The sequence below is a fragment of the Streptomyces odontomachicola genome, assembly GCF_039605595.1.
Classification (GTDB): Bacteria; Actinomycetota; Actinomycetes; order Streptomycetales; family Streptomycetaceae; genus Streptomyces.
On record NZ_JBCFOK010000021.1, the window covers coordinates 20,682 to 34,159 of the forward strand.

Below are 13,478 nucleotides of genomic sequence, written 5' to 3' on the forward strand. Positions count from 1 at the left end.
GGGGGTGGGGCGGCCCGGTCGCGTACGACGGGCCGGCTCCCGCCCCCATCACGGTGCCGTGCGGGGCGCGGCCCGGCATCGGGGGCGGTGCGGGGGTGCGGGTGAGTAGGCGGGGCGGTGGGGGAGGCGAGGGTACTCAGGCCGAAGTCGGGGAAACGGCCCTGTGGTTGAGTGGCCTGTGCGTCCTCTGGGGGCGGTGAGGCGCAGAAACGGGACGTACGCGTCCTCGGACGCGGACCACGGCGCGTACGGCAGACCACACGGGAGGGCACTCGGCATGGAGCCGCTGCACACGGACGACCCACGGCAGCTCGGCAGTTACCGGCTCCTGCGGCGCCTGGGGGCCGGCGGCATGGGCCGGGTGTATCTGGCCAGGTCGCCCGGCGGACGCACGGTCGCGGTCAAGGCGGTGCGCGCCGAACTGGCCGAAGACGCGGAGTTCCGGCGCAGATTCCTGCAGGAGACGGAGGTGGCGCGCGCGGTCTCCGGACGCTTCACGGCGCCCGTCGTGGACGCCGCGGCCGGTGCGGACGTGCCGGTGCCCTGGCTCGCCACCGCCTATGTCGCGGGCCCCGCGCTGGACTCGGTGGTCGCGCGGCACGGCCCGCTGCCGGAGCGCACCGTACGCGCGCTGGGCTGCGGTCTCGCGACCGCGCTCCAGGAGGTGCACGCGGCCGGCCTGGTGCACCGCGACCTGAAGCCCTCCAACGTGCTGCTGGCGGCCGACGGGCCCCGCGTCATCGACTTCGGCATCGCACGCGCCGTGGACGGCGACCGGATGACCAGGACCGGAGCGGTGGTCGGCTCGCCGGGCTACATGTCTCCCGAACAGGCGCAGGGCCAGGAGGTCGGGCAGCCGGGCGACGTGTTCTCGCTCGGCGCGGTCCTCGGCTACGCGGCGACCGGGCGGCACGTGTTCGGGCGGGGCGCACCGGCGGCTCTGCTGTACCAGGTCGTCCACGAGGAGCCCGACCTGACCGGCGCCCCTGAGCCCCTGCTCGCCGCGATCCGCGCCTGCCTCGCGAAGGACCCGGCCGAACGCCCGGACCCGGCGCGGGTGCTGGAGAGCCTCACGCCCGGCGGCACCTCCGTCTCCCTGGACAACGCCTTCACCGACTGGCTCCCCGGCACGGTCTCCTCCACCATCGCCACCAGCGCGGCGGCGCTGCTGGACCTGGACACTCCACCGGGTGACCAACCACCAGCCTCAGCGCAGCAGTCCGGCGAATTCGGGCCGCCGCCGGCGCCGTACGGGAACGGCACCGGCCCCGCTGCCACGGGCACGATGCACCTCGGGAGGGCCGACGGGTCGGCGCACCTCGGGAGGGCCGACGGTCCGGCGACGGCAGGCACGGGGGACGCCCCCGCGACCGGTCAGGCCGGAACCGCGAAGCGCCCGTCACGCCGGGCCTTCATGGGGATCGCGCTGGCGGCCGCGGGAGCCGCGGCCGGGACCACCGTGGCAGTGGTGTCCGCGTCCGGCTCCGGCTCCGACTCCGACGACGGAAAGCGGCCCGCCCGCGGCGACACCTTCACCACCCCGCCTCCCGGCGTCGCCCCGCAGCCCCTGTGGCACAAGTCCCTCGGCGACGCCGGCGACCCCTATGACACGGAGCTGCTGGTACAGGACGACTCCTTCTACGTGGCCGGTGATCCGGTCCGCGCTTTCGACGTCCGCACCGGCAAGCGGACCTGGCAGAAGGGGCTCACCGCGCCGGACGGCAACGCGATGGTGGCCTCGGGCGGAGTCCTCTACTTCGGGAGCGGCGAGTACGACGGCGCTCTGGTCGGCATCGACTCCCGGACCCACCGCGAGGTGTGGCGCGCCCGGCTCCCCGGGAGGCTGGAGGCGGAAGCCCCGCTCGCCACGGACGGCAAGCTGCTCTTCGCGCTCGCCGACGTCGAGTCCCCGGGCTCCGGCGACGACACCAACGCCATCTGCGCGATCGACCTGAAGACCCGGAAGAAGCTCTGGCACGAGGTACGGGACAAGGGCACCCGCTCATGGGACAACCTGCGCGTTCTGGCCTCCCCCGGCCACCTCGTCTACGCCGACGACATCAACGTCACCGTCCGTGAGACGGCCCACGGGCGCCAGCTGTGGACCAAGCGCCTCGGCAGCACGTACTCACCGGCCAACCCCACGATCGTCCCGGGCGGCACACTCCTCGTCGACGGCAGCACACTGCGCGCCTACGACCTGCGCACGGGCAAACCCAAATGGGAGCTGAAGCCCGCCGGCCGCCGCGGGTTCCGCCGGCCCAGCCTCTTCGACGGAAGGCTCTACGTCTTCGACTTCGACAACGGACTGTGGGCGGTGGACCCGCACAGCGGCAGAAAGCTGTGGATGCGGGAAGAGCTGCCCTCCACCCGGGGCGGCGACGAAATGCGCCGGCACGGCGACACCATCTATGTGGCCTCCAGCCTGGACCGGGGAGTCACCGCCTTCCGGGCCAAGGACGGCAAGCACCGCTGGACCTTCACCGACAGCACGGATGCGACGGGGCCCTGGCACATCGTCCGCGCCGGTGACCGCCTCATCGCCCGTCATGGGACGGAGCTTTACGGGCTTCCGGCGGTGTGAGACGAGGGGCCCGGGATACCCCGGGCCCCTCGCCGGGCTGCGGGTCCGGTCACATCGGCACCGTCACGGTGAACGGCTCACCGTCGCCCAGGTGCATCAGACCCTTGCCAGGCACTACCGGGCCTCCGACAGAACCACGGGAGATCCGGACGCCGATGAGCTCTCCACTGGAGGAGTCCTGCGGAGAGAGAAGGATGCCGCGCTTGCCCTTGCGGAGGTCGGCCTGCCAGCCGCTGAAGCCCGAGCAGACATCCTCCTCGTCGCCGGCGATGACGATGCCGATACCGCGTTCGGAGCCGGTCTGGATGAGCTTCTTGAACTCGTCCTCGGCGTCACAGTCCCGGAGCATCTCCCCGTCGTCGATGACGATCACGATCGGCTGCTCGGGGGAGGCGCTCTCGACGGCTCCCGTCAGCTCGTCGTCCTCGATCTCGTCCTCGGTGAAGACCTCCAGCACCCCTTCCTGGCCCTGCAGTTCCCGCAACGGCGAACTGCGAGGCGCGGCCACGACGAGCCGTACGCCGCGAGCGAGGTAGGTGCGGGCCACGTTTATCAGCACCGTGCTGCGCCCCGAACGGGACGGTCCCGCGATCACGAAGCTGGGAATCCCCTGCGAGAGGTCGGGGCCGAAACCGGTGAGCTGGTCGCCGCCCACACCGATCAAGCTCCACAGCGGAGACCGGGCGGCCTCCGCGTCGCGCAGTTCCCACGCGTCCGCGAACGAGATCCGGCTGGGCAGCGAGTCGACGCGGAACGGCCGCCGAGAGGGCGCAACCTCCGCGTCGCGCTGAGCGGCCGCCTCACCGATCGCGGCCAGCGCCGCGTTCTGCCCCTGCCCCGAGGCGTCCTCGCTGAGCAGGGCGAACTGGGTCTCCGTTGCCGTCTCGCTGTAGAAACCGCGGCCCGGCGGGATCTCGTCCGGAACCTTGCGCGCGGCGATGTCGATCAGGGAGAAGTCGCCGCGATCGGCCAGCCGCAGCGCGTACTTGTCTTCGGTGAGCGAGCTGATCCGGCCCGCGAAGAGCTGGCGGTCACCCGCGATGACCAGGTGGATGCCGACGCTCGCACCCTCTCGCATCAGCGTGGTGAGCTCGTCTGTCAGCTCTCCGTGGTTCATCTCGCCCAGAGTGGGCAGCCAGCCCTCCCAGCGGTCAAGGAAGATCACGATGTGCGGGAGACGCTCGTCCTCGGGCGCCGCTCCGCGCTGCTCACCGATGTCGGCGAAGCCGTGCTCGGCGAGCAGTTCCTGGCGCCGTGTGGTCTCGCCGCTCATCCTGTTGATGAAGCGCACGGCGCGCTCGGTCTGGTTCCGCCCGATGACGGCCCCACAGTGCGGCAGCTTGGTGAACGCGTTGAGCGCCCCGTTGCCGCAGTCGATCCCGTAGATGTGCACGTCGGCGCAGGAATGTGTGCGAGCGAGGGAACCGGCGATGGTGCGCAGGACTTGGGAGCGGCCGCTGCGCGGCGCGCCCGCGAACAGCAGATGCCCGAAGGTCGCGAAGTCGATCACGACGGGGCGACGCGCCTGGCTGGCGGGAAGGTCCTCGATGCCGTACGGAGCCGGAGGGAGCTGGCCCGCGCCCGCGCCGCTGTCGAGCTCGTCCAGCAGCACGGTCTCTCCGAGAGCGGGCAGCCAAGGACTGTGCTGACGGGGAATCCCGAGCCGTGAGTTGGCCTCGCGCACAGCGTCGACGAGGACCTTCAGGTCGGTGATCTCCTCCTCTTCCGGCGCCTCCGACGGCGGTCGGTTCACCTGGGCCCTGCCGAGCTCGTGCCAGCCCAGCAGCCCTGCCCACGGCGCGGTGGCCTGCGGATTCTCTGCGCCTGGCCGCCGTCCTCCGACACGTCCCGACTGGAAGGGAATGAGCGAGGCGGCACCGGTGCGCACATAGGCCCGGCCCGGAGTGTTCTTGGAGATGTTGCCTGCTTCGGGGGAGTCGATGACGTCGGCGGACTCCGCGCCGTCCGTCACCCGCAGGGCGATGCGCAGGTTGGTGTTGGCGCGGATCTCCGAGGACACCACACCGCTGGGCCGCTGGGTGGCGAGCATGAGGTGAATGCCCAGCGACCGGCCACGTTGTGCGATGTTGACCAGCCCCGTCACGAAGTCGGGCAGGTCCCGCACCATGGACGCGAATTCGTCGATGACCAGCAACAGCCGGGGCACCGGTTGATGGGACGGGTCGCGGCGTACCAGGTCCTGGTAGTCCTCGATGTCCTTGGCGTCGGCCGCCGCGAGGATCTTCTCGCGGCGGTGCAGCTCCGCGCCGAGTGACTCCAGTGCGCGCTCCACGAGATGGGCGTCCAGGTCGGTGACCATGCCGACGGTGTGCGGCAGGTTCACGCAGTCCTTGAACGCCGAGCCGCCCTTGTAGTCGACGAGGACGAACGTCATGTTCTCCGGCGTATTGGCCACCGCGAGCGCGGCGACGATCGTCTGCAGCAGTTCGGACTTGCCGGAACCCGTGGTGCCTGCGATCAGCCCGTGCGGGCCGTCCTTGCGGATGTCGATGCCGAAGGGACCGTCGTACGACTCCCCGACGACCGCGACGGTCGACTGCCCGCCGAGCTGCCAACGGGCGCTCACCGCCTCGCCCGTCGGTGGCTCCATCTCGATGACGTCGAGCAGCCTGCTCGAGGCGGGCAGCGCCGCGTCCTCGGTTTCGCCGCTGATGTCCCGCAGCGGCGACAGTGCGCGCGCCACGCGGGTACACCAGGACGGCGAAACGAAGTCCGGTCGTACGCCCATGATCCGGGCCTCACGGACCTGCTCCACCCGCAGCCGTAGGAGGGGCTCGCCCGCCTCGGTCTGCTCGGCCGGGGCAGAGGCGGCGGAGGCGCCCCAAGCGTCGAACGAGGGGAAGGCGCCGTACGGCAGGGGCGGATGCGTGGCGGCTGCGCCGACCTGCTGCTTACCGGAGTGCTTCGTGCTGTCCGAGCGTCCCTCCCGCCGCCGTTCCCGCCGCGTCTTCTTCTTGCTGCTTCCGTTCTCGTCCTTCGCCGGCTCGGAGGCAGAGTCGTCCTTCTCGTGCTCAGCGTGCTCCCCGGTGCGCGGCTCCGCGACGACGACGCCCTTGCATTCGCTGGGAAGGAAGCGCTCCTCGGCATCGACACAGACCGCGTACATCGAGTAGGTCGGCCCCTCCTGGAAGAGGCGCACCACACCCGGCATGGAGCGCAGCCGGCGCGAACCGTCCCAGACGACCACGATGTCCGGGTCCGCGAAGGAGGGCTTGTCGCCACGGCCTGCCTTGTTCTCCTCGGCCGCCTTCTTCCGGGCGTCCAGGATCTGGACGAGTTCGCCGATGCGCGCGCCCACGGTCTCGGCATCGTTGCCGAGGAGCACATTGGTGTCGTGGCCGCCGGACGGGCCGGTGTGCGGCAGCCAGCGCACCCACTCCCAGCCCTCCCGGCCCTCCGCGTCGGTGAGCACGTAGAACTGCACGTCCAGAGGGCTGTGCAGCACTGCGCTCTGCGCAACCACCCACCGTGCGAGCGACTGCGGCGTGTCATCGGGGCCGGCGAGGCCGACGACCCCCAGCTCGGCCAGGCTCAGGGTGACCGCGGTGTCCTGGATGTTCCAGGTCACCTGCCGCTTGTGATCGTCCCGCTCCGGGTCGTCGAGCACGACGGTCGAGGGCAGCTTCCCCGTGCCGAACCGCAGAAGCAGGTGGTCCTCGTCCGAGCGACGCCGCTCCCACAAGCGGGTACGCGGGCCCGAGCCGACGGAGAGCACAGTGCCCGGATCCGGGTGGCTGTGACGCCGGTCCAGCCGCTCCAGCACGAGGGCTTCCTGGGCGTCACGCTCGATGCGCTCCTTGTGCTCGTTGTACTCCTTGAGCTGTTTGGTGTGTGACTTTCTGCCGTGGCGCTTGTCGTAATAGTGGTTGGCGAAGAAGATCAGCGGGCTCAGCACCGCCATGATCAGGTAGTACCAGCGCCCCATCACCAGCGCCATGGTGACGGCCATCACGAGCGGGGAGAGCGCCATCAGCCACGGCAGGGGGCGAGCTTCGAATTCGCCGGGGGGTGAGGGCAGGGTGAAACGGGTCGGGCGCTGGGGCGGGCGCAGCCGGGGAGGCCGGTTGTAATCGAGGCCCGCGCCGTCTTCGGACCACTTCAGCGCAGCGTCGGGCGGGGTGTACCGGGCGACTTCGAGAAGCGTGTTGCCGACGGCGAGCTGCGCACCGAGGGGCAGTTCGTCCGTCTCGAGTGGCTTTCCGTCGACACGTACCTTCTTCTTGGCCTCCTCGTCTCCGTACACCAAGACGCTGCATGTCCCGTCCGGGGCGATGGAGAGGCCCAGTGCACGCTCGGGCATCTCCGGTTCGTCGATGCGAATGGGGCAGGCGGGGCTGCGGCCGATGTCGTAGCGGCCGGGGCCGAGGCGGTGCACCGCGCCTGCCTGGGGGCCGCCCGCGACGCGCAGTTCGGCCAGCCCGAACGGCTCGCCCGGCAGGCTGCCGACGGGGTCGTGGAGGCTGACCACGGCACCGTCCCTGAGCGGCGAGGCAGCCACGGCCATCGCAGGGTCGACGTGCGTCCCGTCGACGTAGAGGGCGGGCGCTGACAGGTCCACGGCGTTCGGAGCGCCTGGCCGGACCATGGGAATGACTTGTGCGCCGCCACTCGTGTTCGGGTCGGGGGCCCCGCTTCCGCCAACCGCACAGCGGGAAAGCTCTCGTGCCACATCGCTCATACGTGACTCGGGCGCGGCATCGAGTACGAGGTCGGCGCTGCTGCCGGCGAGCGGATCGACGACGGTCAGGTTCAGGCGCACGGGATCCTCCTCGGCCTCCAGAGCCGAGGCCTCGTCGGACCTCTGGCGTATGGAGTGGTCAACACGGGGGCGGCAGCGGACGCTTGGCCTCACTCAGGGCGCCGGGCGATGCCGTGTACCGGTCCGCGGACCGCCCTGGATCGCATACTTGTGGATCTGCTCCAGCGGTCCATGACACCCTAGGGTTCGTTAGTACGGGGGATTATCGCATCACCCGCCTTGAGTTTTGCCACGGGGGAAGGTGCCCGCGGCGCCGACAAGCAGGAGGAGAGCGAAGCGTGGGTAAGTACAACAAGGGCGACATCGCGATCGACTACCAGGAGATGAAGACGGTCGCGGACAAGATGCGAAAGGACAAGGAGAGCATTGACAACAAGCTGGCCAAGATGAAGCAGTTCATCGACCAGCTGCTCTCCGAAGGCTTCGTGACCCAGCATTCCTCGAAGAAGTTCCACGAGGACTTCGAGGACTTCAAGCAGGGCATGTCCAAGACCAACGACGCTCTCGATGATCTCAGCAAGTCCCTCGACCAGTCGGTGGAGCGGTTCCAGCAGGCGGACAAGCCCGGCAAGGGCTGAGCCCCGCCGGGGCGCGAGTGATAGGCCGCGGCGGAGCCGACCGACTCCGCCGCGGCTTGTGTGACGTGCCCGGTGATGTGCTTACTCGAATCTCGGCTTCCGCCTGGAGGTCGTGCATCGCGAAAGGTCGCAGGGAGCTGCGGGTCCAGCCGAGGACGAGAACACCCGGAGAACCTGGATCGCTACCCGTCAAGGAGCATCACACGTGGTTGATCTCAAGGTCGATTACGAGCTGTTGAAGAAGTCCGAGAAGCAACTCGATGATCTGCGCAAAGTGTTCCAGAACATGGAAGGACACAAGGACGATGTCAGTGACATCTGGGGCGCTGTTCAGATCCGAGACAAGATGGGCTCATTCGTAGACAACTGGGACAACTACCGGAATCAGCTCCTCAAGGATATCGGCGCCACATACGACAAGGTGCGGAAGGCCAAGCAGCGATTCCGGGCTGCGGACAAGCCCGATGAGAAGGGCAAGAACTCAGGAAAGGGCGGTAGTTGATGGCCGGGGGGAAGCGCCGGAGGGACTGGCAGCCGCTCTGCGAGGACGATCCGACCCCTGGCGACCCGGCGGCCATCCGCGAAGAGGTCGCCAAGATGCGCCGGACCGCCGAGACGCTCCGCGAGCAGTCACGCGCGATGAAGACCATGGCCCAGGGGGAAGGCCTCAAGGGCAACTACGCGGACGAGCTGAAGGAGAAGGCGGGCGGCCTGGAGAAGCGCCTGCGCGAGGTCGCCGGCCGCTACGAGGACGTCGCCGGGATCAAGGGGCAGAATCAGGGCCCCCTGCTGGGCTGGGCGGACGAACTCGAGGACTTCCAACGCGAGGCCAACAGGCTCTGGCGGCAGGCGCACGACGAGAAGAAGACCAAGGGCGAAGAGGGAGACAAGGGGCCCAAGTCCCCCGGCTCCGGGATGGAAGAAGACCCCCTGGCCAAGCTCCAGTCCAGATACAACGAGCGGGCTGGACACTACGCGGGGCAGATCGACGACGCGATCGGCGACGTGGTCAAGGACAGCGCCTGGGAGAACTTCAAGGACGGCGTTGGGGCGGTCGTCAACAACAAGTGGGTCAAGATCGCCTTTGAAGTGGCGGGCATAGTTGCCATGGTCATCGGCGTAGTAGCGCTCTTCTGTACCCCAGCAGGTTGGCTTGTCGGTCTCGCTACTGCGATCACCTTTGCGATCGCGGCCAAGGACGTGCTGGCCCTGGCTACTGGACATGGCAGTTGGTATTCCGTCGGCTTGGATGTCCTCGCGATCGCCACCATGGGGGCCGGTAGGGCCGCGGGTTCCGCGCTCAAGGCGACCCAAGCATCGACCAAGGCTGCTGCCAGCACTCAGTCCGGGTCGAGAGCGGGGCGCGAGGTGCTGCGAAACAGCCGAGGTGGCTCCAAGCTCGACGTGCTCAAGTCGCTGCAAAATCGCAGCGATGTCCCTGCCTCGGTAAAGGCCAGGGCCGCGGACCTGCATGGCAAGATCGGTAGGCGGGCCCTTGAGGCACGTGCCAGGGGTACGATGAATGAGTTCCAGAGGACAACCCAGGCGACTAAGCGTGATGCCCTTCGTTACGGGGGCGACACCGACTTCGCGGCTGGTGTGAACGACATCAACCGCATGCGTGGTGCGTACCCGGACTCCTCTGCAGTCCAGAACGCCAGTGCCCCTACGGGCGCGCTCCAAACGGTCAATACGGGAAGCTGGGCTGCGGGCACGTCTCTCGGCGTAGTGCCGAGAGGGCTGGGTCCCAGCGATGCGGCACCGAACAAGCCATATTCTGAAGGTTACGTGCAGTGGAAGAGTCAATTCGATGAGCCATTCGCGGTCGGATACTGACATTCATTGCTGCGCATCATTCATGGCGCTATCAAGGAGACCTCTTGCTCATTCCGATCCATAACCCTGACGACGATCCGGTATTGCGCCGTGGAGAGCGATTGGTGCGTTATGGGGGGATGCTTCCCTTGGTGGCGGTGCTCGCATACATCGTTATCGGTGGCATCGTTGGCCAGCTACTGAATGTCGATAAGGATCTGTGGCAGAATATCCACTATACGTGGGTTTCAGTGGTCGTCGGTCTGGGGCAGATTGCAATCTGGCTCGGGATGTACTTCGTGCAGCGCTCTCGAGGCTGGGAAAGCAATGTGCTCACATATTTCTGGGTTGGCGGGATTGTCAACACGATTGCTGTGGTGCAGCTTTTCGTGATGGGTTTGCTCTGGATTCCGTGGGTTGCACCGGTCGTGGCTACTATCGCAAAGCGGCGTTCTGTCAAGCGACGAATGGATCTAGAGGGCGAGGCCGCCGCGTCATGAACACCTCCGAGAAGAGGGGTGCCAGGGAGTATCCTACCGGCTACCTGATTACCCTCCCCCCGGACTGGATCAGAATCCCCCTGCGAGCGGGAACCGGCGAGGCGCTCGATGCGCTGTTGTTCTCCCGACTCAAGGAATTGCCTCCCGAAATCCCAAAAGACCAGGGTATGTCCTACCGGATAAGGGTGCGTCGGGCCATCGAGCAGCAAGTGAAGGCCGCCCAGGACGCCAATGGAATCGACCTCTATGTTCCTGTGGAGTCGAGCAGGCCACGTTACGGTATTCCGCTGGCTGCCTCGTTCGTCGTCGCCGAGTTCTCTACCACGGAAGAAGATCCGGGGCCCGAGGTGATATTGGCCAGGCTGGCAGCCGCAGATGTGGACGGAGCGGAATCTCAGACCCTGGAGCTGGCTGACACGCTCGCGGTGCGCCGTGCCTATACTCGAGCGCCCGCACCGGAAAAGGACATGCCATTGGCCGCCCGGCATGTCGATTACGCCCTAGCAGTGCCGTATGCGCCTCGAAGCTTTATCTCCGTTTCCTTCTCTACGGCGGGCGACGGCGATCCGGAGAGTGAGTTCACTGAGGCGGTCACTGAACTCTTCGATGCAACGATGATGACATTCCGTTGGACGGGCCTCGAGGCCGAAGAAAACGTCAAGGGGTCACATGAGCACGGATGACGTCTTCCTCAATCTCGATAGTGATTTGGACATGTCCGTATGGGTCGATATCCCAACGGAGTGGCCTGTTCCGGGAAAAGAAGACCTGATGCCTGACATCCCTACCTGGGCGAATGTGGCGGCCAAGGTAATCTGGGATGACAGTCCGACTGAGCCCACGCCGCAGCACATTGATGTGCTCACCGAAATTTTGGCTTATGCTGCGGAACACTTTCCGAAGGCGTATCCGGGTTTCGAGATTCTTGCGCACCTTCCGAACCCCACAGATCCAGTGCTCCCCGTCGCTATCGGAGACTTTGATGTGAGCGAACTCAGCCCCGAGGAGGCAGAGACGGAGGTTCGCTTGTGGTCAGGGGTCGATGACCCTAATGCCGTGGAGCCACCGATCGTGGAGGATTTTTTTTCGCAGCACCTTGGATCGGGAAAGCGCGTGCTCCGATATGTCATCAATGACGATGACGGAAGAGTGAACACGGCTCTGCGGTACGGTTGGTACATTCCCCAACTCGGTCGGCAGACTCACCTTTTTGCGTATACGACGGACCCGGCGCATCTGATCTCGGCCTTGGACGACCTGGACGCGTTGGCTCGCTGTATTCGTTACGACCCCATTCGCTGAGTAGGCGGTTCGGGCAACCTCCCAGGTGGCCCGGAGCCCGAGCAGCCCTGGCTGGTTCCCCTGGGGTGGAACGTGGGATTCGGTTGAGGAGCCAGGGGTGCTGCCAGCCTCCGGTCTCCGGGGGCACGAACAGTTGAGGGAGCCGGGGAGCGGGCCCAGCGTCTGCCTCCGCGTGTTCGGTGAGCCTTTTAAGTTCATCGAGTGGCTGGTTCTACGTGGTCAGTTGATGGACTGGACCTCTTGGACCGGGATGTTCTGGGTGGTGTCGAAGGCGCCGTCGGGGAGGTTGCCGCCCTCGTTGTTGGGGCCCTTCCAGCTGATATCCCAGGTGACCGTGGCCTTGAGCTGGTGGGGCGGGGCGTTGGTCGTGGCGTGCTCGTAGGTGACGCCGCACGGGGGGTTCTTCTTGGAGTTGCCCTTTGTGTAGGGCTTGCCGATGGTGCCGTCCTTGTTGACCGGGCACTCGCCGGTGGAGGGGAAGACCTTGGCGTCCGGGGTGCCGGGGTCGAGGTGGAGCGACTTGGGCTTGGCGGTCGTGGTGGCGGAGAGCCCCGTGCCGGGGAGGGTCGCGGTGACCTCGACGGGCTTGAACTTGGCCTTGTCCAGCCACATCCAGGTGGGCAGGTTGACCGTGCTCTTGCCCTTCGGGTTCAAGGTGACCTTGGTGTCCGGCACCTTGATGGAGTCGTAGGCGTAGCCGGCGAGGACCTTGGGTGAGATGCCTGCGGCCTTGGGCGCCTTAGTGGGCTTGGCCCAGAAGATGAGGTCGCCGCACCCCGATCCGTCCCTGAAGAAGTTGAAATTCTTGGCGCGGTTCGGATTGACTACTGCTCGCCACCACTTTCCCTTGCCTTGTTTGTCAAGGTTGTAATTCTTGTAGGCTGGCCCTCCAAGGACATCCTTGTTGTCCTTGTATTGCTGCCTCATGCCCTCCGTGTTCGTGTTGAGGCCCAGTGACGGCGTCGGGATACGCTTTTCTTTCTCGTAGCTGTCGACCTCGTGCTTGAACTGCTTTGGTGTGGCGAACGGTTCGTACCAGCAAGCAGGTGGTGTCCAGTCCGTGTCCACCGGAGTGATCGGCGCCCCCTTGTCGGGAACCCCTGTCTTGTCCAGCTTGACCTGCGTCTGAGCCGACGCGCTCAGCTCGGTGCCTTGGTTCCGCCCTTCCGTCTTGTGGTCCTTGTAGCCGGCGTATGCCGCAGTGGGGAAGGACAGGCTGAGTATGACCGTGATCGCACCGACCCCCGCAACGCTCTTGGTTCTCACGGCTTGCATCCCCCTGGCTTCTCGGTGGTGTCGACCGTCTGCCATACGCCCTGCTTGTTCAGCTCAAGCTTGTGCTCGTAGAGAATGTAGTCATCCGCAGAGGCGGGCTGCCGGTCGACCTTCTTGGTCTTGAGGTCCTTCGTGAAGCCCTTGCTGGTGTCGTTGCAGTACTTGAGCTCTGCTGACTTCTTGCCGTCCAGCTTGACTTCGGGGTCGTAGTACCGCGACTTCCCCGTCAGGGTCTGGTTTTCATCCCTGAATTGAGTCACCCAGTGCTTGCCCATGTAGAGGCCGGCCCCCTTTGAGTGGAACTTGAGGGAGTCGAGTTCCTTGTCTTGCAGAAGGGCCGAGTGGAGCGAACGCTCGCGTTCCTTGCCGTCGTTCAGGATCGCCTGCTTTGTGGGATCGCTGTCCGTCCAGCCGTCGAACTGCATCGTGAAGCCGGGAGTCTCGAACTTGGGGCGGTCTCCGCCGGCTGACGACTGGCTCGGGGTCGGGTCCTTGTGTGTGCCCTTGATGTCGCCCGAACCGGAATCGGAGCCGCAGGCGGTCAGGCTCAGGCCGGCGGTGAGGAGGAGGGCGGTGGCCCGGGGCCAGGTTCGCTGTCGCATCGTCAACTTTCCGATGTGGTGGGGGCAGGTCCGGCTCATGCA

At 66.7% G+C, this 13,478-nt stretch carries 10 protein-coding genes; 7 read left to right on the forward strand and 3 right to left on the reverse strand.

Annotated elements, in window-relative coordinates:
* Positions 1-196 precede the first annotated feature (196 nt).
* Positions 197-2,584 (forward strand): protein kinase domain-containing protein, encoded by a 2,388-nt coding sequence (locus ABEE00_RS31025; protein ID WP_345749084.1) that lies wholly within the window; start codon positions 197-199, stop codon positions 2,582-2,584.
* Between the two features lie 49 nt (positions 2,585-2,633).
* Here ABEE00_RS31025 and ABEE00_RS31030 read toward each other — a convergent pair whose 3' ends face one another.
* Positions 2,634-7,364 (reverse strand): FtsK/SpoIIIE domain-containing protein, encoded by a 4,731-nt coding sequence (locus tag ABEE00_RS31030; RefSeq protein WP_345749085.1) that lies wholly within the window; start codon positions 7,362-7,364, stop codon positions 2,634-2,636.
* Between the two features lie 278 nt (positions 7,365-7,642).
* Between ABEE00_RS31030 and ABEE00_RS31035 the strand changes: the two genes are divergently transcribed.
* The 6 genes from ABEE00_RS31035 (at position 7,643) to ABEE00_RS31060 (ending at position 11,559) form a co-directional block, all read left to right on the forward strand.
* The gene (locus ABEE00_RS31035) at positions 7,643-7,942 is read left to right on the forward strand and encodes a WXG100 family type VII secretion target (protein ID WP_345749086.1); all 300 of its coding nucleotides are present in this window, start codon (positions 7,643-7,645) and stop codon (positions 7,940-7,942) included.
* A gap of 205 nt (positions 7,943-8,147) precedes the next feature.
* The gene (locus ABEE00_RS31040) at positions 8,148-8,444 is read left to right on the forward strand and encodes a hypothetical protein (protein WP_345749087.1); all 297 of its coding nucleotides are present in this window, start codon (positions 8,148-8,150) and stop codon (positions 8,442-8,444) included.
* Positions 8,445-8,539: 95 nt separating this feature from the next.
* Positions 8,540-9,778: a hypothetical protein gene (locus tag ABEE00_RS31045; protein ID WP_345749088.1), complete on the forward strand. Its 1,239-nt coding sequence runs from the start codon at positions 8,540-8,542 to the stop codon at positions 9,776-9,778.
* Positions 9,779-9,822: 44 nt separating this feature from the next.
* Positions 9,823-10,257 (forward strand): hypothetical protein, encoded by a 435-nt coding sequence (locus ABEE00_RS31050; protein ID WP_345749089.1) that lies wholly within the window; start codon positions 9,823-9,825, stop codon positions 10,255-10,257.
* The gene (locus tag ABEE00_RS31055) at positions 10,254-10,940 is read left to right on the forward strand and encodes a hypothetical protein (RefSeq protein WP_345749090.1); all 687 of its coding nucleotides are present in this window, start codon (positions 10,254-10,256) and stop codon (positions 10,938-10,940) included. The genes ABEE00_RS31050 and ABEE00_RS31055 overlap by 4 nt, the downstream gene beginning before the upstream one ends.
* Positions 10,927-11,559 carry a hypothetical protein gene (locus ABEE00_RS31060; RefSeq protein WP_345749091.1) on the forward strand — a complete coding sequence of 211 codons (633 nt, stop codon included), beginning with the start codon at positions 10,927-10,929 and terminating at the stop codon, positions 11,557-11,559. The genes ABEE00_RS31055 and ABEE00_RS31060 overlap by 14 nt, the downstream gene beginning before the upstream one ends.
* Positions 11,560-11,778: 219 nt before the next feature.
* On the opposite strand, the gene ABEE00_RS31065 is transcribed toward ABEE00_RS31060, so the two are convergent.
* Together ABEE00_RS31065 and ABEE00_RS31070 are read right to left on the reverse strand one after the other, a co-directional pair.
* Positions 11,779-12,825 (reverse strand): hypothetical protein, encoded by a 1,047-nt coding sequence (locus tag ABEE00_RS31065; protein WP_345749092.1) that lies wholly within the window; start codon positions 12,823-12,825, stop codon positions 11,779-11,781.
* On the reverse strand, positions 12,822-13,475 hold the full coding sequence (locus ABEE00_RS31070; protein ID WP_345749093.1) for a hypothetical protein: 654 nt from the start codon (positions 13,473-13,475) through the stop codon (positions 12,822-12,824). The genes ABEE00_RS31065 and ABEE00_RS31070 overlap by 4 nt, the downstream gene beginning before the upstream one ends.
* Between the last annotated feature and the right edge of the window lie 3 nt (positions 13,476-13,478).